The sequence below is a fragment of the Burkholderia arboris genome (genome assembly GCF_902499125.1).
GTDB classification, from domain to species: Bacteria; Pseudomonadota; Gammaproteobacteria; order Burkholderiales; family Burkholderiaceae; genus Burkholderia; species Burkholderia arboris.
In genome coordinates, this window is record NZ_CABVPX010000054.1 from 14819 (window position 1) to 33956 (window position 19138).

Consider the following 19138-nt stretch of genomic DNA (forward strand, 5'->3'; position numbering starts at 1 on the left):
CCATCATGATTCTCAGAAAACTCTTCGGCTTCGTCGCGACCGCCGTCATCCTTCTCGTCGCGATCCTGATCGGGCGCTCGCTGTGGGTGCACTACATGGACGATCCGTGGACGCGCGACGGGCGCGTGCGCGCCGAGATCGTCAACGTCGCGCCGGACGTGTCGGGCGCGATCGTCGAGCTGCCGGTGCATGACAACCAGCTCGTGAAGAAAGGCGACCTGATCATGCAGATCGACCCGTCGCACTACCAGATCGCGGTCGAGCAGGCACAGGCGGCCGTGGCCGCCCGCCGTGCGGAACTGCAGATGCGCCGCGACGACGCGGCCCGCCGCGCGGACCTCGATGCGCTCGTCGTGTCGAAGGAAAACCGCGAGAACGCCGCGCACAGTGCGTCGAGCGCCGATGCGCAGTACCAGCAGGCGATCGCCGCGCTCGACGCCGCGAAGCTCAACCTCGAGCGTACGCGCGTGGTCGCGCCGGTCGACGGCTACATCACGAACCTGCAGACGTTCAAGGGCAACTATGCGGTGGCCGGCCAGGCGAAGCTCGCGATCGTCGACAGCCACTCGTTCTGGGTCTACGGCTATTTCGAGGAAACCAAGCTGCCGCGCGTGAAGATCGGCGCACCGGCCGAAATGCGGCTGATGAGCGGCGGCGTGATGAAGGGCCACGTCGAGAGCATCTCGCGCGGCATCTACGATCGCGACAACCCGCAAAGCCGCGACCTCGTCGCGGACGTGAACCCGACCTTCAACTGGGTGCGCCTCGCGCAGCGCGTGCCGGTGCGCATCAGGATCGACGAAGTGCCGGCCGACGTGGTGCTGTCGGCGGGTACGACCTGCACGGTCATCATCGATCCCGACAAGCAGAAGAAGTCGTAAGCGCATGACGGCCGGGCGGCATGCCGCCCGGCTGCCTTATTCCCAGAAAAACCGGTAAGGCAGGAACGGTGACGGGCCGAGCCCGTATTCGCCGAGCATGTTGCGCAACCGCATCGCGAAGCCGATGGCGCCGATCGTGACGAGCGCGGCGATCACGTGCGCGCGCCGCACCCCCGGCACGCGCAGCAGCGGCACGCACTGGCAGCCCATCGCGAACAGCACGAGCCACTGGAACCGCAACCCCGCATAGCTGACCCGTGCGAGTGCGAAGCTCGCGATCTCGCAGACGAACAGGAACGCGAGCGTGCGCGGCAGGCGCGCAAGCAGCGCCCAGCCGGCCGCGAACGTCAGCAGCGCCAGCACAAGCGGCGCGCTGCCCGACATCTGCGCGGGCGGCGTGAAGGCTGAATAGAGGCCGACCTTCGCGAGCAGCGCGTCGTGGTGCATGGCGAACAGCACGCCGCCGACCGCAGCCGCCAGCCCCGCGTAGCGCAGCACGCGCAGCCGCCGGACCTGCAGCAGCACGACGAGCAGCACCGCCGACACATGCAGGCTGGCCGCCACGGCCGCCAGCGCGATCGACGCGCCGTGCCGCCTGCGCACCCAGATGTCCGACGCACCCTTCGCCGCACAGAACGCGAGGCCGTAGCGCAGCCCGCTCATCGCCATGTCGTAGAAGAACAACGGAAAGATCAGCGTGGCGAACACGCAAGCATCCTCGGCGGTCCGCCCGAACGCGACGACACATGCGATGACGATCAGCAGCGACAGGATCGCGATCGCGATGCGCGGATCATGCCCTGCCCATTCGAGCGCACGCACGAGCCACACGAAGCCGGGCTCGAGCGTGCGCGGCACGACCTTCAGGTTGCCGCCCCAGATGCCGGCCACGATGTTCTGGTAAATCGCCGTGTCGGTGCCCGTCCGGCCGCGCAGCACGGCGAACGTGGCGGCCGGTGCGATGCCCGCCGCGAGCCACCGCCACGCGGCGATGCGCGCACGCATGCCGATCGCGGCGGAAACGAGCATGCACAGGTATCCGCTCAGGTAAATCGTCGATGTCATTGTTATGGATGACCCGCTCGGCGTGCCGCACCTGTGTGGATGCGCACGCACTGCGGGTTCTGGCCCCCAGCTGTGTGGAAGCGCATTGTAGGGGATTGCGCGGCGGGCGGCTGCCGGTTTCGTCATCGATCGGCCGGCAGCCGGTGACGTGCGCGCGTCGCGGGCGGCCGGCCCGCGACCGTGCGGCGCTCAGGCCGCGATGCGGAAACGCCCGACCAGCGACTTCAGCGCCTGCGCCTGTTCGTCCAGGGCATTCGCGGCAGCGGCCGCCTGTTCGACGAGCGCCGCATTCTGCTGCGTGCCGGCATCCATCTGCGTGACCGCGCGGCCGATCTCGTCGATCCCGGCGCTCTGCTCGTCCGACGCCGCCGAAATCTCGCCGATGATGTCGGTCACGCGCTTGACCGCGCGCACGACGTCGCCCATCGTGCGGCCCGCGTCGTGCGCGAGCGCCGCGCCGTTCGCGACGCGCTCGACCGACGCGCCGATCAGCGCGCGGATTTCCTTCGCCGCCGTTGCCGCGCGCTGCGCGAGCAGGCGCACCTCGCCCGCGACCACCGAGAAGCCGCGCCCCTGTTCGCCGGCGCGCGCCGCCTCGACCGCCGCGTTCAACGCGAGGATGTTGGTCTGGAACGCGATCCCCTCGATCGTGCCGATGATGTCGCGAATGTTCTTCGCGCTGTCGTCGATCTCGCTCATCGTCGCGACCACGCGCCCGACGACTTCCCCGCCCGTCTCCGCGACTTCCGACGCACTGGCCGCGAGCGCGCTCGCCTGGCGCGCGTTCTCGGCGTTCTGCCGCACGGTCGACGTGAGTTGCTCCATGCTGGCCGCGGTGCGTTCGAGCGCGACGGCCTGCTGCTCGGTGCGCCGCGACAGGTCGAGGTTGCCGGTCGAGATCTCGCCGGACGCAGCCGCGATGGCCTCGGCGCTGACGGCGATCTCGCCGACGGTCGCCGCGAGCCCCGTCTGCATCTCGGCCAGCGCACGCACCATGCTGTCGCGGTCGTGCCGGCCGAGCGTGATTTGCCGCGTCAGGTCGCCGCGCGCGATGTCCGCCGCGATCGCCTTCGCATGAGCGGGCTCGCCGCCGAGTTGCGACGCGAGACGCCGCACGACGCGCTCGGCGATCACGATTGCCAGCACGATCAGCGCGGCCGTCATCGCCGCGATCATCGCGAACGACGACGAGAAGATCGTGGCGGACGCATCGAGCGTCGCCTTCGATTTTTCGCCGCGCGTCTTCACGAGTTCGGCGACGAGTTTCTCGAGCTTGCCGGTTTCGACCAGCAGCGACACGTCCTGCGTGCCGACCTGCCAGTTCATCTGCGACAGGTCGAGCGGTTGCGCGCGCACGAGCGTGACGAAATCGCGCAGATGCGCGCTCCACGCGCCGACGGCCGTCGAGAATGCGCGCAGCCGCGCCGAATCGCCGGCGTCGGCCGGATCCGCGTAACGCTGCAGCGTGCCGAGCGCCTGGCCGATCGACGCGAGCCCCGCGCCGACCTCGGCGCCGAGTTCGTCGCGCTCCTTGGCGGTGGTCGCGGTCAGCAGCATCTTCTGCGCGCGGCTCGCCCGCAGCACCTCGGCCCGGACCTCCTGCGCCGCACGGCTCGCGACGTGGCCCTGCTCGTAGACCGACGCGATCGACGCGTTCAGCCGGCTGATCTGCCACAGCGAAAACACGCCGATCGCGAGCGTGCCGACCAGCAGGATCGCGAATGCGGCGCGCAACGTCGCCTTGACGGTCCACGGCCGGCGCTCGCGCCGCGCCGCACGCGTGCGCCGTGTGGCGCGACCGGCGGCAACGTCGGGTGCGGCGGCGGCCGCACCCGGCCGTGGATGCAAAGATGCTGCTTTCATCGATCTATCCCCGTATGGATCACGCTGCCGGAAAGGTCGGTCCCGGCATTCCCGCGATGGCTGGCCATGCCGCGCATCCTGCGCCCTCCCGGCGGGTAGCCGGGGCCGGACGCGGCGCACCTGTTGTCATTGGGTCGTTCTACGGCCGCCACCGCCGTTTCTTGAGTCCGGTAAAACACCCACCGGGCTCCGGCGCGGCCCGCCGGCGGGCGGACGCGCCGCCAGCGTTATACCCGTCCAAAAAAACAGGCACCGGACGATCCGTCACATGAATGTCCGATTCGCGATAAAACTTGGCCTGACATTCTTGATACGCCACATTACACTTCTTTGACGCAGCAACGAATCAACACGCGCCGCCCCCAGCAGAGCGCGCCCGCCACCTCAACTCGTTCAGCTCACATGGAAACCAGTCTCGACACCGGATCCGCCGGCGCAGCCGCCGCGCAGCCGTCCGCGCCCCCCGCCACTCGCACCGTGTATCCGGTGCTCGGCGCGATCAGCTTCTCGCACATGCTCAACGACATGATCCAGTCGTTAATCCTCGCGATCTACCCGATGCTCAAGAGCCAGTTCGCGCTGTCGTTCGCGCAGATCGGCCTGATCACGCTCACTTACCAGATCACCGCGTCGCTGCTGCAGCCGCTCATCGGCCTCTATACCGACAAGCGTCCGAAGCCGTATTCGCTGCCGGTCGGCATGGGCTTCACGCTCGCGGGGCTGCTGCTGATGTCGGTCGCGTCGAATTTCCCGATGCTGCTGGTCGCCGCGGCGCTCGTCGGCTGCGGGTCGTCGGTGTTCCATCCCGAATCGTCGCGCGTCGCGCGGATGGCGTCGGGCGGCCAGCACGGGCTCGCGCAGTCGGTGTTCCAGGTCGGCGGCAACGCGGGCTCCGCGCTCGGGCCGCTGCTCGCCGCGCTCGTGATCATCCCGCACGGCCAGCACAGCATCGCGTGGTTCTCGGCAGCCGCGCTCGTCGCGATGATCGTACTCACGCAGATCGGCCACTGGTACAAGAAGCATCCGTCGATGAAGAAAAAAGCCGTGGCGGCCGGCCATCCGACGCTGTCGCGCGGCCGCGTGATGGCCGCGATCGGCGTGCTGGTGCTGCTCGTGTTCTCGAAGTACTTCTACCTCGCGAGCATCAACAGCTATTTCACGTTCTACCTGATCGACAAGTTCCACCTGTCGGTGCAGGCCGCGCAGATCCACCTGTTCGTGTTCCTCGCGGCCGTGGCGGCCGGTACGCTGATCGGCGGGCCCGTCGGCGACCGGATCGGCCGCAAGTATGTGATCTGGGTGTCGATCCTCGGCGTCGCGCCGTTCACGCTGCTGCTGCCGTACGCGAACCTGTTCTGGACGAGCGTGCTGACCGTGATCATCGGCATCGTGCTGGCGTCGGCGTTCGCCGCGATCCTCGTCTACGCGACGGAACTGATGCCCGGCAAGGTCGGGATGGTCGCGGGCCTGTTCTTCGGCTTCGCGTTCGGGCTCGGCGGAGTCGGCGCGGCCGTGCTCGGCCAGCTCGCCGACGCGACGAGCATCACGTTCGTCTACAAGGTGTGTTCGTTCCTGCCGCTGATCGGCGTGCTGACGGTGTTCCTGCCGAACCTCGAAAGCAGCCGGCGCAAGAAGGCGTGACGAACCGGCCGCGGCGTGCGCGCCGCGGCCGGCCGACAGGCTGGAAGGGAGCGTACGACGGCGGCTTCAGGCCGCCGTCGTCGCATGCAGCGTCAGGAAACGCTTGAGGATGCCGGACGAATAGCTGCTCGCGATCGCCGACAGGAAGTGCGAGAACGATTGCGTCGCGTGGTCGTCGGCCGTATCGGAGATCGTGCGCACGATCGCGAACGGCACGTCGTGCTCCGCGCACACCTGTGCAATCGCGGCGCCTTCCATTTCGACCGCAAGCGCGTCCGGCAGCGCGTCGCGCAGCGCGACGACCTCGCGCTCGCTCGACACGAAGCGGTCGCCGCTGATGATGAGCCCCGCGTGCAGCGCGGCGCCGGCGAGCCCGAAACGCTCGGCGAACTGCGCGCCCTCTTCCTCGACGAACAGCGTGCACGCAGCCCGCAGCCGCGCCGTCAGCACCGCGTCGGTCGCGAAGCGCGTGATGCCGAGCAGCGGCACCTCGTAGCGCGGAAAGAGCGGCGATGCGTCGAGATCGTGCTGCAGCAGCATATCGGCCACGACGACGTCGCCGACCCGCACCGTGCGCGACACGCCGCCCGCGACGCCGGTAAACACGACGCCCGACACGCCGAACACGTGGATCAGCGCGCTGACCGTCGCGGCGGCCGCGACCTTGCCGACCCGCGCCAGCGTGACGACGCAGGCCGCGCCGTGCACGGTGCCGACGTGATAATCGCGGCGGCCGAGCGTGACCGTCTTCATCGCGCCGTCGGCGCGCATCGCGGCGATCAGGTCGCCGAGTTCCTCGGGCAGCGCGGCCAGAATGCCGAGCGGGCGGCCCGAAGGCGTAGCAACCCCGTCGATGCCCATCATTCCACCGCCTGCAGTTTCGCGACCGCGAGCGCGAGCCATTTCTCGCCGTGCCGCTTGAACTTCACCTGCGCCTTCGCATCGGTGCCGCTGCCTTCGAGCGCGGTGACCGTGCCTTCGCCGAACTTGGTATGGAACACCTGCTGGCCGACCCGGAAGCCGGCGCCGGCCGCGCGCTGCTTGTCCGCGAACGCGGGCAGCGGCGCCGACACGGCCGCGTCGACGATCTGCTCGCGGCTGCCGCCGCCCGGCCGCGCGAACCAGTCGCGCCCGTACCCGGCGTTGTCCGAACGCCCGCCCCAGCGCGACCCGGCCTCGACCTTCGGCGTCAGCCACTTCAGCACGTGCTCCGGCAGTTCGTCGAAGAAGCGCGAGCGCACGTTGTAGCGCGTCTGGCCGTGCAGCATCCGGCTCTGCGCGAACGACAGGTAGAGCCGCTCCTTCGCGCGCGTGATCGCGACGTACATCAGCCGGCGCTCTTCCTCGAGGCCATCGGATTCGAGCACGCTGTTCTCGTGCGGGAACAGCCCTTCCTCGAGACCCGTGATGAACACGGCCGAAAACTCGAGCCCCTTCGCCGCGTGGACCGTCATCAGCTGCACGGCGTCCTGGCCGGCCTGCGCCTGGTTGTCGCCGGCCTCCAGCGACGCATGCGACAGGAAGCCGGCAAGCGGCGTCATCGTGTCGGGGTTCTGCGCAGGGTCGGCGGGCGACGCCGGATCGAGCACGTCCACCGCCGGATCGTCCGTCGCCGTACCGAGCTCGGGCGCGGCGATCGCGCCCGCGCGCAGCGGGATCGAGCGGGCCGGCGTATCGAGCCCGTAGCCTTCCTCGGCGATGAACGCCGTGGCCGCGTTCACGAGTTCCTGCAGGTTCTCGAGGCGGTCCTGGCCTTCGCGCTCGCCCTGGTAGAAATCGGCGAGACCGCTGGCGCGCACGATGTGCTCGACGGTGTCGGGCAGGTTCATGTGCTGCGTGTCGGCGCGCATCTTCGCGACCAGGTTCGCGAACCCGCCGAGGCTCGTGCCGGCCTTGCCGGTCACGTACGGAATCGCGGCGGCCATCGAGCAGCCGTACAGGCGCGCGGCGTCGGCGAGCTGCTCGATCGAGCGCGCGCCGATCCCGCGGGTCGGGAAGTTCACGACCCGCACGAACGCCGTGTCGTCGTTCGGGTTGTCGATCAGGCGCAGGTACGCGAGCGCGTGCTTCACTTCCTGCCGCTCGAAGAAGCGCAGGCCGCCGTACACGCGGTACGGGATGCCCGACGACATCAGCGTGTGCTCGATCGAGCGCGACTGCGCGTTGCTGCGGTACAGGACGGCCACTTCGCTGCGCGCCATCCCGGTGTTGATCAGCGAACGGATCTCCTCGACGATCCAGCCGGCTTCCTGCGAATCGGTGCTGGCTTCGTACACGCGCACGGGCTCGCCGTGGCCGGCGTCGGTGCGCAGGTTCTTGCCGAGGCGGTGCGCGTTGTTCGAGATCAGCTGGTTCGCCGCGTCGAGGATGTTGCCGTGCGACCGGTAGTTCTGCTCGAGCTTGATCAGGTTGCGCACGCGGAATTCGTCTTCGAAATCACGCATGTTGCCGACGTTCGCGCCGCGGAACGCGTAGATCGACTGGTCGTCGTCGCCGACCGCGAAGATCGCGTTCTCGCCGCCCGCCAGCATCTTGAGCCACGCATACTGCAGCTTGTTGGTGTCCTGGAACTCGTCGACGAGGATGTGCCGGAAGCGCGCCTGGTAGTGCGCGCGCAGCGGCGCGTTGTACGCGAGCAGCTCGTAGCAGCGCAGCAGCAGCTCGGGGAAATCGACGACACCCTCGCGCTGGCACTGCTGGTCGTACGCCTGGTACAGCTCGACGAACTTGCGGTTGAAGTTGTCGGTCGCGTCGACCTTGTCCGGGCGCAGCCCCTGCTCCTTCGCGTTGTTGATGAAGTACTGGACGTTCTTCGGCGGGTACTTTTCGTCGTCGACGTTCGCGGCCTTCATCAGCCGCTTGATCGCGGACAGCTGGTCGGCCGTGTCGAGGATCTGGAACGTCTGCGGCAGGCCGGCGTCGCGCCAGTGCGTACGCAGCATCCGGTTGCACAGGCCGTGGAACGTGCCGATCCACATCCCGCGCGTATCGATCGGCATCATCGCCGACAGGCGCGCCATCATCTCGCGCGCGGCCTTGTTCGTGAAGGTGACGGCAAGCACGGTGGGCGGCGACGCATAGCCCTGCTGGATCAGCCACGCGATGCGCGTGATCAGCACGCGGGTCTTGCCGCTGCCCGCCCCTGCAAGGATCAGCGCCGGTTCGTTCGGCAACGTGACGGCGGCGAATTGTTCGGGGTTCAGATTGGCGAGCAGATCGGGCATGGAGCGGCAGCGGACGGGCGAGAAAAATGCGGACCCGACATTATAAGTCGGCCGCGCGATGCCGTTCCCGATCCGTTCGACCGCGCGTTGCGGACGCGTTGCCGGCAGGTTGCGGCCCCGTCGCGACAGGCCCGTGCCGGCAAGGCGATGGCTGGCCGATGGGCATCCATTTATAATTGTCAGATTCGGCATCCAATTCACGCATTTTTCGGCAGATTTCCAACATGAGCGACAACACGCTTGCGAAGAGCTTCGAGCCCCACACCATCGAGTCCCAATGGGGGCCGGAGTGGGAAAAACGCGGCTATGCCGCCCCGGCATTCGATCCGTCCCGCCCCGATTTCGCGATCCAGTTGCCGCCGCCGAACGTGACGGGCACGCTGCACATGGGCCACGCGTTCAACCAGACGATCATGGACGGCCTCGCCCGCTACCACCGGATGCTCGGCGAAAACACGCTGTGGGTGCCCGGCACCGACCACGCGGGGATCGCCACGCAGATCGTCGTCGAGCGCCAGCTCGACGCGCAGGGCGTGTCGCGCCACGACCTCGGCCGCGCGCCGTTCGTCGAGCGCGTGTGGGAATGGAAGGAGAAATCCGGTTCGACGATCACGGGCCAGGTGCGCCGCCTCGGCGCGTCGACCGACTGGTCGCGCGAATACTTCACGATGGACGACAAGATGTCGGCCGCCGTGCGCGACGTGTTCGTCACCCTCCATGAACAGGGCCTGATCTACCGCGGCAAGCGCCTCGTCAACTGGGATCCGGTGCTGCTCACCGCGGTGTCGGATCTCGAAGTCGTCAGCGAAGAGGAAAACGGCCACCTGTGGCACATCCGCTACCCGCTCGTCGACGGTTCGGGCTCGCTGACGGTGGCCACCACGCGCCCCGAAACGATGCTCGGCGACGTCGCGCTGATGGTCCACCCGGAAGACGAGCGCTATGCGCACCTGATCGGCAAGCTCGTCACGCTGCCGCTGACGGGCCGCGAGATCCCCGTGATCGCCGACGACTACGTCGACCGCGAGTTCGGCACGGGCGTCGTGAAGGTCACGCCCGCACACGACTTCAACGACTACCAGGTCGGCCTGCGCCACTCGCTCGCGCCGATCGAGATCCTGACGCTCGACGCGAAGATCAACGACAACGGCCCCGAGCAGTATCGCGGCCTCGACCGCTTCGACGCGCGCAAGGCGATCGTCGCCGACCTCGACGCGCAGGGCTTCCTCGACTCGGTGAAGCCGCACAAGCTGATGGTGCCGCGCGGCGACCGCACGGGCGTCGTGATCGAGCCGCTCCTGACGGACCAGTGGTTCGTCGCGATGACGAAGCCGGCACCGGAAGGCACGTTCCATCCGGGCAAGTCGATCACCGAGGTATCGCTCGACGTCGTGCGCGACGGCCAGATCAAGTTCGTGCCGGAAAACTGGACGACGACCTACTACCAGTGGCTCGAGAACATCCAGGACTGGTGCATCTCGCGCCAGCTGTGGTGGGGCCACCAGATCCCCGCATGGTACGGCGAGAACGGCGAGGTATTCGTCGCGCGCAGCGAGGAAGACGCGCGCGCGAAGGCCGCCGCGCAAGGCTACACGGGTGCGCTGAAGCGCGACGAAGACGTGCTCGACACGTGGTTCTCGTCGGCGCTCGTGCCGTTCTCGTCGCTCGGCTGGCCGAACGAAACGCCTGAGCTGCAGCACTTCCTGCCGTCGTCGGTGCTCGTCACGGGCTTCGACATCATCTTCTTCTGGGTCGCCCGGATGGTGATGATGACCACGCACTTCACGGGCAAGGTGCCGTTCCACACCGTGTACATGCATGGCCTCGTGCGCGATGCCGAAGGCCAGAAGATGTCGAAGAGCAAGGGCAACACGCTCGATCCGATCGACATCGTCGACGGCGTCGACCTCGAGACGCTGGTCGCGAAACGCACCACCGGCCTGATGAACCCGAAGCAGGCCGCGACGATCGAGAAGAAGACGCGCAAGGAGTTCCCGGACGGCATTCCCGCGTTCGGCGCCGACGCGCTGCGCTTCACGATGGCGTCGATGGCGACGCTCGGCCGCAACGTGAACTTCGACCTCGCGCGCTGCGAAGGCTATCGCAACTTCTGCAACAAGCTGTGGAACGCGACGCGCTTCGTGCTGATGAACTGCGAAGGCCACGACTGCGGCACCGACAAGCCGGAAGTGTGCGGCGCGGGCGACTGCGGCCCCGGCGGCTACCTCGATTTCTCGGCGGCCGACCGCTGGATCGTGTCGCTGCTGCAGCGCACCGAAGCCGACATCGCGAAGGGCTTCGCCGATTACCGCTTCGACAACATCGCGACCAGCATCTACAAGTTCGTGTGGGACGAGTACTGCGACTGGTACCTCGAACTCGCGAAGGTGCAGATCCAGAACGGCACGCCGGAACAGCAGCGCGCGACGCGCCGCACGCTGCTGCGCGTGCTGGAAACGGTGCTGCGCCTCGCCCACCCGATCATCCCGTTCATCACCGAAGCGCTCTGGCAGAAGGTCGCGCCGCTCGCCGGCCGCTATCCGCAGGGCAAGACCGACGGCGAAGCGTCGCTGATGACGCAGCCGTATCCGGTCGCGAACCTGCAGAAGCTCGACGAGGCGTCCGAACAGTGGGCAGCCGACCTGAAGGCGATCGTCGACGCATGCCGCAACCTGCGCGGCGAAATGAACCTGTCGCCGGCGACCAAGGTGCCGCTGCTCGCCGCCGGCGATGCCGAGCGCCTGCGCTCGTTCGCGCCGTACGTCCAGGCGCTCGCGCGCCTGTCGGAAGTGCAGATCCTCGCGGACGAAGCGACGCTCGACAAGGAAGCGCACGGTGCGCCGATCGCGATCGTCGGCCCGAACAAGCTGGTGCTGAAGGTGGAAATCGACGTCGCGGCCGAACGCGAGCGCCTGTCGAAGGAAATCGCGCGCCTGACCGGCGAGATCGCGAAGTGCAACGCGAAGCTCGGCAACGAGGCGTTCGTCGCGAAAGCGCCGCCGGCCGTGGTCGAACAGGAGCAGAAACGCGTCGCGGAATTCCAGAGCACGCTCGAAAAACTGCGTGCGCAGCTCGATCGGTTGCCTGCGTAACAAAGGGTAAGGTCGTTTGCGTTCACTATAATGCGAACGTGAACATAGACCGTCTGACAAGTCGATTACAGGAATAAAGGTTCGATCATGTTGAAAGTCACCAAGGCGGTATTCCCCGTTGCCGGTCTCGGCACGCGGTTCCTCCCGGCAACTAAGGCGAGCCCGAAGGAAATGCTGCCGGTCGTCGACAAGCCGCTGATCCAGTACGCTGTCGAGGAAGCGATCGCCGCCGGCATCACCGAGATGATCTTCGTCACCGGGCGCAGCAAGCGGGCGATCGAGGATCACTTCGACAAGTCGTACGAGGTCGAGGCCGAACTCGAAGCGCGCGGCAAGGAAAAGCTGCTCGAACTCGTGCGCAGCATCAAGCCGAGTCACGTCGACTGCTTCTACGTGCGCCAGCCGGAAGCGCTCGGCCTCGGTCATGCGGTGCTGTGCGCGGAGAAGCTCGTCGCCGACAACCCGTTCGCGGTGATCCTCGCCGACGACCTGCTCGACGGCAACCCGCCGGTCATGAAGCAGATGGTCGACGTGTTCGACCACTATCACAGCTCGGTGATCGGCGTCGAAGAGATCCCGCCGTCGGAAACGAAGTCGTACGGGATCGTCGACGGCAAGGAATGGGAAGAGTCGATCGTCAAGATGTCGGCGATCGTCGAGAAGCCGGCGCCGGAAGTCGCGCCGTCGAACCTCGGCGTGGTCGGCCGCTACATCCTGAAGCCGCGGATCTTCGAGCACCTGCGTGCGCTGAAGCCCGGTGCGGGCGGCGAGCTGCAGCTCACCGACGCGATCCAGGCGCTGCTCGCCGACGAACAGGTGCTGGCCTACAAGTATCAGGGCACGCGCTACGACTGCGGCAGCAAGCTCGGCTACCTGAAGGCGACGGTCGAATTCGCGCTGCGCCACCCGGAAGTCAGCGCCGAATTCGACGCGTACCTGCGCACGCGCGGCGGCACGCAACCGGCCGCCTGAACGCGGCAAGGGCTCGCCCCGGCGGGCCCGCCCTCACCACACCGGCCGGCGCTCAGCGCGTTTCGGCCGGCTTCACCGAGACGACGCCCGGCATCCCGCCCGCGTCGTCTTTTTTCGTCTTGACGAGCCAGCCGCTACCGTCGCCGAACGGCACCTTCGCGAGCGCGCTCTTCACGAGTGCGGGCGCGGCCTGCTGCGTGCCGGGGTCGCGATCGCGCAGCGCGGCCGACACGCGATAGACGTCGGCGCCCGATTTCGCATCGACGAAACGCAGCGTCAGCACATGGCGGTACACACGGCCCATGAACGGCAGCGCGAACGGCGCCGGCCCGTCGACCGTCACGCAGGCGCTGCTCGCGGCGCCGCACCGGTCGGCGCTCGTCGCGACCGACGCCGGCTGCGTCGCGTAAGCGATCGACAGCCGGTAGCGTGCGTCCTTGAGCGACTGCGCGTCGAAGCCGCGGTGCGCGAGTTCGTCGCGCACCAGCGTTTCGATCTGCCGGTACTCGGCATCGCCCGCCTGCGCGGCCGTCCGCGCGAATTCGTAGCCGTGCGCACCGGATGCAAATGCATTCGGCTGCCCGACCGCGCTCACGCCGCTCGTCACGCCGGCGCAACCCGTCAACAGCGACACCGCCAGCGCGGCCGCTGCCCATTCCTTTCTCATGGCTTTCCCCAAATGCCTGCCGTCGTGCCCGGCCCTGTCAGGCGGACGGCTCGTCGATCGCGGGCAGCGACACCGTCACCGCGGTGCCGACACCCACTTCGCTGTCGACCGACACGCTGCCCCCATGGCGCGTGACGACCGTCTTCACGAACGCCATGCCGAGCCCGGAACCCGAAATTTCGGGCCGCTCGCCGGCATGGAATCGCTTGAAACGCTCGAACAGATGCCGCTGATCTTCCGGCGCAATGCCGTATCCCTGATCGCGAATCGTACAGAACAACCGCTTCGACGCGTGCTCGACCGTCAGCGTACACGTGATCACCGTGTTGGACGGACTGTATTTGACCGCGTTGTTCAGCAGGTTCACAAAGGCGCGCGTGATCAGCGAGCGGTCCGCGCGCACCCAGCACATGTCGGTGCCGACGCCGGTCTCGACGCGGATATGCTTCGCCTGCGCCTGCGGCCACACCTCGTCGCTCGCATCGATCAGCACGTCGACGAGGCTCGTGATCTCGAGCTGGTAGACCTGCGACTCGGCGCGCGCCAGTTGCACGAACTCGTCGGCAAGCGACAGCGCGCGATGCGCATAGCGCTCGATCCGCGCGAGCAGCGCGCGCACCGCATCGGTCTCGACGCGGTCGCGCTCGATCTCGACGAGCGCGAGGATCGACGACTGCGGCGAGCGCATGTCGTGCGACAGCAGGTGCAGCGCTTCCTCGCGCTGCCGCTCGGCCGCGTGCAGCTCGGTCACGTCGACGAGGCCGGCGATCCAGCCCGTCACCCGGCCCTGCGCGTTCGTACACGCCGCGTAGCGTAACAGATGGTCGAGCCCGTCGCGATCGCGCACCTCGATGCCGCGCGCCATCGCATCGTGCTCGGCCTCGAGCGTCGGGTCGAGCACGGCCGGCCAGTGCTCGCGAATCGCCGCGTCGTGCTCGGCATTGCCGTCGACCGTCTTCATGAACGTCAGCTCGCCGAGCGCGGTGCGCAACGGCCGCCCTTCCGGCAGCGGCAGCGCGAGCCGCGAGCCGTAGCGCTTCGCCGCATGGTTCGCGATCAGCACGGTGCCGGCGAGGTCGGTCACGAAGATCGGCTCGGGCATGCTGTCGAGGCTGTCCCACACGAAGCGCTTCATGTCCTGCACGCGCTGCGCGGCCTGTGCCATCAGCGCCATCTGCCGCTCCAGCACATCGCCGCCGACACTGCGCGTGCGCGGCGCCTCGGGCAGCAGGTGCGGCTCGTCGGCGAGCCGCTGCAGCTCGCGGCGCAGGTACGACATCGTCATCTCGAGGCGCCGCCAGTTCCAGATCGGGTAGACGGCGACCAGCCCGAAGATCGCGGGGGCCGGCGACAACCAGATGCGCGCCTCGAACAGCAGCGCCAGGCTCGCCACGACGGCAAGCGCGGCCAGACTCAGGGTCAGCAGCAGCGAGCGCCACGGCGACAGCATCAGGAAGCCGCCGAGCAGTACGGCGAGCGGCAGCAGCGACGCGATGAACAGCCCCACGCGCGATGCGGGCGAGATCGCGCTGCCGGTCGCCAGCATGTCGAGCACGTTCGCATGGATATAGACGCCGGCAAGCGGGCCGAACTCGCCGGATACCGGCGTCGCGAAGCGGTCGTACAGCCCGGACGCCGTCACGCCGACGACGACGATCTTGCCGCGCAGCGCGTCGGGCTTCACGCGCCCTTCGAGCACGTCGTCGAACGACAGCGTCGGATACGCGGGCGTGTTGCGGCTGAACGGAATCAGGTAGCGGGCCTCGCCGGCCGCGTCGCGCGACAGGTCGTGCGCGTTCGGGCCGGGCGTGCCGCCGACCGGATGCAGCCGGCCGGCCTGGATTGCGCGGTACACGGGCACCATCAGTTGCGGCCAGCGCACGCGGCCGTCGCTTTCGAACAGCGCGACACTGCGCACGATGCCGTCGCGATCGACTTCGAGATTGATGTGACCGAGCCCCGTCGCGCGCGCCGCGAGCGCGGCGACCGGCGGATCGACGGACCGGGTGCCGTCCTCCTGCTCCGGGCTCAGCAGCACCGGCAGGAAGGTCGGCACATGGCTCATCGCGTCCGCGAACGCGCGATCCTCCGGCGACGGTTCGGTAAACAGCACGTCGTAGACGACCGCCGCCGGCTGCGCGCGCGCCAGGGTGTCGAGCAGCCGCGCATGCACGTCGCGCGGCCACGGCCAGCGGCCGAGCGCGGACACGCTCTGGTTGTCGATGTCGACCACCACCACGTCGGGCGACAGCGGCAGGCTGCGCAGCATCAGCAGCCGGTCGTAGATCAGCCCGTCGACGCTCGACGACAGCCGGCCGAGCGCGCACACGAGGATCACCGCGATCCCGAGGCAGCCGATCGCGATCCACTCGATCAGGAAGCGGCGGCCGAGCCGCCGCCGCGGGGAAACGGAGTCGGGTTTCATGCGCCGCGGGTCAGCGCGACAGCGTGAACGCGCTGACCGGACTGGTCTTCTCGTAGAACTTGCCGCCTTCGAATTCCTCGACGGTCACGGCCCAGAAATAGTCGCCCGGCGGCAGATGCGCGACGGTGAGCTGGCGCGCATGCAGGCCGACCTGGTCGACGACCGGCGCACTCAGGTCCTTCGAGCGCGACAGCACGAACCGGTAGCGCGCATCCTTGCCCGAACCGTTCGGCGACCAGCGGAACTCGTATCCGCCGGCGCCTTGCGACGCGCTCGCGTCGAGGCCCATCACACGGCGCTCGAACGCGTAGGTCCGCGGGCGCCCCTCGAGGCCGTTCGCATCGATCGCGGCGATCCGCACGAAGTAGTTCCCGTTCGGCACGTCGCGGAACACCGCGCGCGGCGAATCGGTGCGGGTTTCGCGGAACAGGTCGAGCAGCCCCGCGTCGTGCGCGAGCTGCACGCGATATGCATGCGCCTGCGCGAGCGGTGCGACGTCGAACGCGACGTCGGGCTCGTCCTGCACCTTGTCCGGATGCGCGAGCGCGGGCGCGGCCAGCAGCTCGACGGGCGCGCCAACCGCGCCGGACGACGTCGCGACGCTGCCGAAATTCGCGTGCACGAGCGTCGGATCGGCCGCCTGCCGGCCGCCTGCGACGCCGACGGTGCCGTCGAGCACTTCGACGCGCGTCAATGCATTGCCGGCCGCGTCGTAGTTCACGCGAAAGTGCGTGCCGCGCACGCCGGCCACGACCGACGGCGAGCGGATCTGGAAGCGGTCGTCGCGTTTCTTCAAATGGGTGACTTCACTGTCGACCGAGCCGCGCGTGAGTTCGAATTCGCGATCGAGCGTGCCGGTCAGCACGGTGCGGCGCAGCGACTTCAGGTCGAGCTGGCTGTCGGGCGGCAGGCTCATGTGCGTGCCGTCGGCCAGCTCCAGCGTCACGAAGCCGTTCGGGCCCGTGCGCACGCGATCGCCTTCGGCGAGCGTCGCATCGTTCGCGAGCGGCGCGTAGGCGTCGCCGGACGCGCGTTCCGCCGTGCCCTGCACCGCGATCACGCGCGCGGTGAGCTTTTCCTTGCGCAGGCGCGCGACCGGCAGCTTCAGCGCGATGCCGGGCTGCAGGTGCTTCGGCGCCGGCACGCCGTTGATCTGCTGAAGCAGTTGCCAGTCGTCCGCACCCTGCAGGTAGCGCGCGGCGACGTCGTACAGCGTGTCGCCCGCCTGCGTGCGATAGACGACCATCTTGCCCGCGGCGGCAGGCGGCTGTGCCGCGGCCTGCTGCGCGGCGAACGCAACCGCGACCGCGCACGCCGCGCGCAGCGCCGCCGTGCGCAGGTTTGCCGTGCGCTGCGTGATTCGCGTGGTCACTCCGGTTCTCCCTGGCCAACCCGTTCGAGCCGGTAGCCGTACCCGTAGATCGGCGCCAGACGGTAGCCGTTCTCGGGCCGCAGGCCGAGCTTGGTGCGCAGCATCGAAATGTGCGTATCCATCGTGCGCGACGGAATGTCGGTCGCCTGCTTCCACACGAGATCGAGAATGTGCGCGCGCGACAGCGGCCGGTCGAGATGCTGGAACAGCAGCAGCGCGAGTTCGAATTCCTTTTGCGTGAGGCTCACGGCCTTGTCGCCGACGTACGCCTGCTTCAGGTTCACGTCGAAACGGAACTGATCGAATTCGCGGACCGTCGCCTCGGCATTGACCGGATACGCGCGACGCAGCAGCGAGCCGATGCGCGCGCGCAGGATCGGGCCCGACACGGGCTTGACCACGTAGTCGTCGGCGCCGGCGTTGAGGATCTGCGTGATCCCCGCCTCGTCGTCGCGGCTCGTCATGAAGATGATCGGCAGGCTGTGCTCGGTCTGGTTGGCACGCACCCACTTGAGCACTTCCTCGCCGGACATGTCGGGTACGTTCCAGTCGAGCACCAGCAGATCGAACGTCTCGCGCTGCAGACGCTTCTTCAGGGCCTTGCCTTCCTTGAACGCATAGCACGTATGGCCAACGGCCGTCAGCGTTTGACTGACGAAATCCGTCTGGGCCGGATCGTCATCCAGTACAGCAATTCTCATAGCACCCCGCAAATCGAAAGCGATTCGTCCATTCAGCTCCCGCGCCTGCCCCCGGCCGCGCAGCACGCACGCGGCATCCGGATATCGGCCGGAGAGCCGTCGTTCGCCGTTCGCGCCACCTGCGCAAACCGGCGACCCCGGCTAAATATCTCAAAAACGGGGCACGGACGAACCGGCGATTTCATCATAGTAGTATGAAATTCGCCAAGAAATTGCGCGGACTATCGTCCTTTCTTCGAATAATCCTTTCTGTTGCGCAATCGGACGCCTAATCGGCACCCGCGATGCCGGCCACCGGCTCGGCAAAATCGTCGGACGGCACGCGTGGCGACGGCGGCTCCGGCAGCGGCGGTTGCGCAAGCATCCGCTGCAGCTGGCCGCGCACCCGTTCCCACGCGCCGGCCGCGTAGTCGGGCTGGCCCGCCGCCCACGCCTGCGCCAGATCGAACACGCGTTCGACCGTCGCACCGCAGTAGGTCAGGCCCGAGCCGTCGTCCTGCGCGGCATCGCGCAGCCGTTCGTCGAGCCACTCGGCCAGCCACGGCATCTCGGCCGCGGCCGAATCTGCATACGCCTCCAGCGCGGCACGCGCGTGGCGGTCCTGTTGCGGATCGAGCTCGATCCGGCTCAATTCCGATCTGCGCGCGGGCGCAATGCTTTCCGCTCCGGACGGACTTCGAAGGGTCCCTGGTCTGAAGGACATGTCCTCTCCCCGTTGTACGACGGTAGCGTCAGGCATGGCCCCCGTGCCCGCCTTGCGACGTACCGTGGCCGGCGCCTCCGCTGGGAGCGGACGACCGGCCGGGTCAGTATACGCAGCCCGTCGCATGGCGAGGTTTAAGAATTGTCAGAGAGGCCCGGCCAGCGCGCGGGCGCGCGGCATGACGGGCGATGCGGCCGTCAGCGGCGGCGCATCAGGAACACGAAGGTTTTGTCCTGCGTCGTCGATTCGACGATTTCGTTGCCGGTCTGCTTCGCGAACGCGGCGAAATCGCGCTGCGAGCCCGGATCGGTCGCAAGCACCTTGAGGATCTGTCCGCTTTCCATATCGGCGAGCGCTTTCTTGGCACGCAGGATCGGCAACGGGCAATTGAGCCCGCGCGCATCCACTTCCTTGTGAATCTGCATCGGCTTTCGACCTTCGAATGACGCGCCACACATGGCGCGGGAGGAAGCCGCGATTTTACCGCAGCGCCGCCGCGCCTGCCCGGGCCGCCCGCGGCCCGCGGCCCGGC

Annotated in this window: 14 protein-coding genes; 4 read left to right on the plus strand and 10 right to left on the minus strand. The window is 68.1% G+C overall.

The features are described 5' to 3' along the window. The first annotated feature begins 5 nt into the window (after positions 1-5). Positions 6-881, plus strand: a complete 876-nt coding sequence (locus tag BLA15945_RS36455; protein WP_014897260.1) for an efflux RND transporter periplasmic adaptor subunit — start codon at positions 6-8, stop codon at positions 879-881. A 36-nt stretch (positions 882-917) separates the two neighbouring features. On the opposite strand, the gene BLA15945_RS36460 is transcribed toward BLA15945_RS36455, so the two are convergent. Both BLA15945_RS36460 and BLA15945_RS36465 read right to left on the minus strand, forming a co-directional pair. Then, positions 918-1910 (minus strand): EpsG family protein, encoded by a 993-nt coding sequence (locus BLA15945_RS36460; protein WP_174994645.1) that lies wholly within the window; start codon positions 1908-1910, stop codon positions 918-920. 225 nt (positions 1911-2135) lie between these two features. Further along, on the minus strand, positions 2136-3809 hold the full coding sequence (locus BLA15945_RS36465; protein WP_059234759.1) for a methyl-accepting chemotaxis protein: 1674 nt from the start codon (positions 3807-3809) through the stop codon (positions 2136-2138). A gap of 402 nt (positions 3810-4211) precedes the next feature. Here BLA15945_RS36465 and BLA15945_RS36470 point away from each other — a divergent pair, with 402 nt between their 5' ends. Beyond that, a complete protein-coding gene (locus BLA15945_RS36470) occupies positions 4212-5450 on the plus strand; it encodes an MFS transporter (RefSeq protein ID WP_059234761.1) in 1239 nt (412 codons plus the stop codon). Positions 5451-5516: 66 nt separating this feature from the next. Here the strand turns inward: BLA15945_RS36470 and BLA15945_RS36475 are convergent, their stop codons facing one another. Continuing rightward, a complete protein-coding gene (locus BLA15945_RS36475; RefSeq protein WP_059234763.1) occupies positions 5517-6314 on the minus strand; it encodes a 5'-methylthioadenosine/adenosylhomocysteine nucleosidase in 798 nt (265 codons plus the stop codon). After that, positions 6311-8674 (minus strand): UvrD-helicase domain-containing protein, encoded by a 2364-nt coding sequence (locus BLA15945_RS36480; protein ID WP_174994646.1) that lies wholly within the window; start codon positions 8672-8674, stop codon positions 6311-6313. Before BLA15945_RS36480 ends, BLA15945_RS36475 begins: the two co-directional genes overlap by 4 nt. A gap of 224 nt (positions 8675-8898) precedes the next feature. Here BLA15945_RS36480 and BLA15945_RS36485 point away from each other — a divergent pair, with 224 nt between their 5' ends. Beyond that, on the plus strand, positions 8899-11766 hold the full coding sequence (locus BLA15945_RS36485) for a valine--tRNA ligase (protein WP_174994647.1): 2868 nt from the start codon (positions 8899-8901) through the stop codon (positions 11764-11766). 87 nt (positions 11767-11853) lie between these two features. Continuing rightward, entirely contained in the window at positions 11854-12738 is an 885-nt protein-coding gene (gene galU / locus BLA15945_RS36490; RefSeq protein WP_059234769.1) for a UTP--glucose-1-phosphate uridylyltransferase GalU, read from the plus strand. A gap of 52 nt (positions 12739-12790) precedes the next feature. Here the strand turns inward: galU and BLA15945_RS36495 are convergent, their stop codons facing one another. From BLA15945_RS36495 to BLA15945_RS36520, 6 genes are all read right to left on the minus strand, one after another. Continuing rightward, the gene (locus tag BLA15945_RS36495; RefSeq protein ID WP_174994648.1) at positions 12791-13405 is read right to left on the minus strand and encodes a DUF4136 domain-containing protein; all 615 of its coding nucleotides are present in this window, start codon (positions 13403-13405) and stop codon (positions 12791-12793) included. Positions 13406-13442: 37 nt separating this feature from the next. Next, the gene (locus BLA15945_RS36500; RefSeq protein WP_059234773.1) at positions 13443-15830 is read right to left on the minus strand and encodes a CHASE2 domain-containing protein; all 2388 of its coding nucleotides are present in this window, start codon (positions 15828-15830) and stop codon (positions 13443-13445) included. Positions 15831-15840: 10 nt separating this feature from the next. Further along, entirely contained in the window at positions 15841-17202 is a 1362-nt protein-coding gene (locus BLA15945_RS36505; protein WP_174994649.1) for a FecR family protein, read from the minus strand. Then, entirely contained in the window at positions 17199-17903 is a 705-nt protein-coding gene (locus BLA15945_RS36510; protein WP_006490421.1) for a response regulator transcription factor, read from the minus strand. Before BLA15945_RS36510 ends, BLA15945_RS36505 begins: the two co-directional genes overlap by 4 nt. Before the next feature lie 268 nt (positions 17904-18171). Beyond that, positions 18172-18606 carry a peptidase gene (locus BLA15945_RS36515; RefSeq protein WP_174994650.1) on the minus strand — a complete coding sequence of 145 codons (435 nt, stop codon included), beginning with the start codon at positions 18604-18606 and terminating at the stop codon, positions 18172-18174. Between the two features lie 197 nt (positions 18607-18803). Next, positions 18804-19031, minus strand: a complete 228-nt coding sequence (locus BLA15945_RS36520; protein ID WP_006402122.1) for a sulfurtransferase TusA family protein — start codon at positions 19029-19031, stop codon at positions 18804-18806. Positions 19032-19138 lie beyond the last annotated feature (107 nt).

Coding starts and splice junctions, on each gene's coding strand:
- BLA15945_RS36455 (WP_014897260.1), top strand. CDS start 6: ATGATTCTCAGAAAACTCTTCGGCTTCGTCGCGACCGCCGTCATCCTT.
- BLA15945_RS36460 (WP_174994645.1), bottom strand. CDS start 1,910: ATGCTCGTTTCCGCCGCGATCGGCATGCGTGCGCGCATCGCCGCGTGG.
- BLA15945_RS36465 (WP_059234759.1), bottom strand. CDS start 3,809: ATGAAAGCAGCATCTTTGCATCCACGGCCGGGTGCGGCCGCCGCCGCA.
- BLA15945_RS36470 (WP_059234761.1), top strand. CDS start 4,212: ATGGAAACCAGTCTCGACACCGGATCCGCCGGCGCAGCCGCCGCGCAG.
- BLA15945_RS36475 (WP_059234763.1), bottom strand. CDS start 6,314: ATGATGGGCATCGACGGGGTTGCTACGCCTTCGGGCCGCCCGCTCGGC.
- BLA15945_RS36480 (WP_174994646.1), bottom strand. CDS start 8,674: ATGCCCGATCTGCTCGCCAATCTGAACCCCGAACAATTCGCCGCCGTC.
- BLA15945_RS36485 (WP_174994647.1), top strand. CDS start 8,899: ATGAGCGACAACACGCTTGCGAAGAGCTTCGAGCCCCACACCATCGAG.
- galU (WP_059234769.1), top strand. CDS start 11,854: ATGTTGAAAGTCACCAAGGCGGTATTCCCCGTTGCCGGTCTCGGCACG.
- BLA15945_RS36495 (WP_174994648.1), bottom strand. CDS start 13,405: ATGAGAAAGGAATGGGCAGCGGCCGCGCTGGCGGTGTCGCTGTTGACG.
- BLA15945_RS36500 (WP_059234773.1), bottom strand. CDS start 15,830: ATGAAACCCGACTCCGTTTCCCCGCGGCGGCGGCTCGGCCGCCGCTTC.
- BLA15945_RS36510 (WP_006490421.1), bottom strand. CDS start 17,903: ATGAGAATTGCTGTACTGGATGACGATCCGGCCCAGACGGATTTCGTC.
- BLA15945_RS36515 (WP_174994650.1), bottom strand. CDS start 18,606: ATGTCCTTCAGACCAGGGACCCTTCGAAGTCCGTCCGGAGCGGAAAGC.
- BLA15945_RS36520 (WP_006402122.1), bottom strand. CDS start 19,031: ATGCAGATTCACAAGGAAGTGGATGCGCGCGGGCTCAATTGCCCGTTG.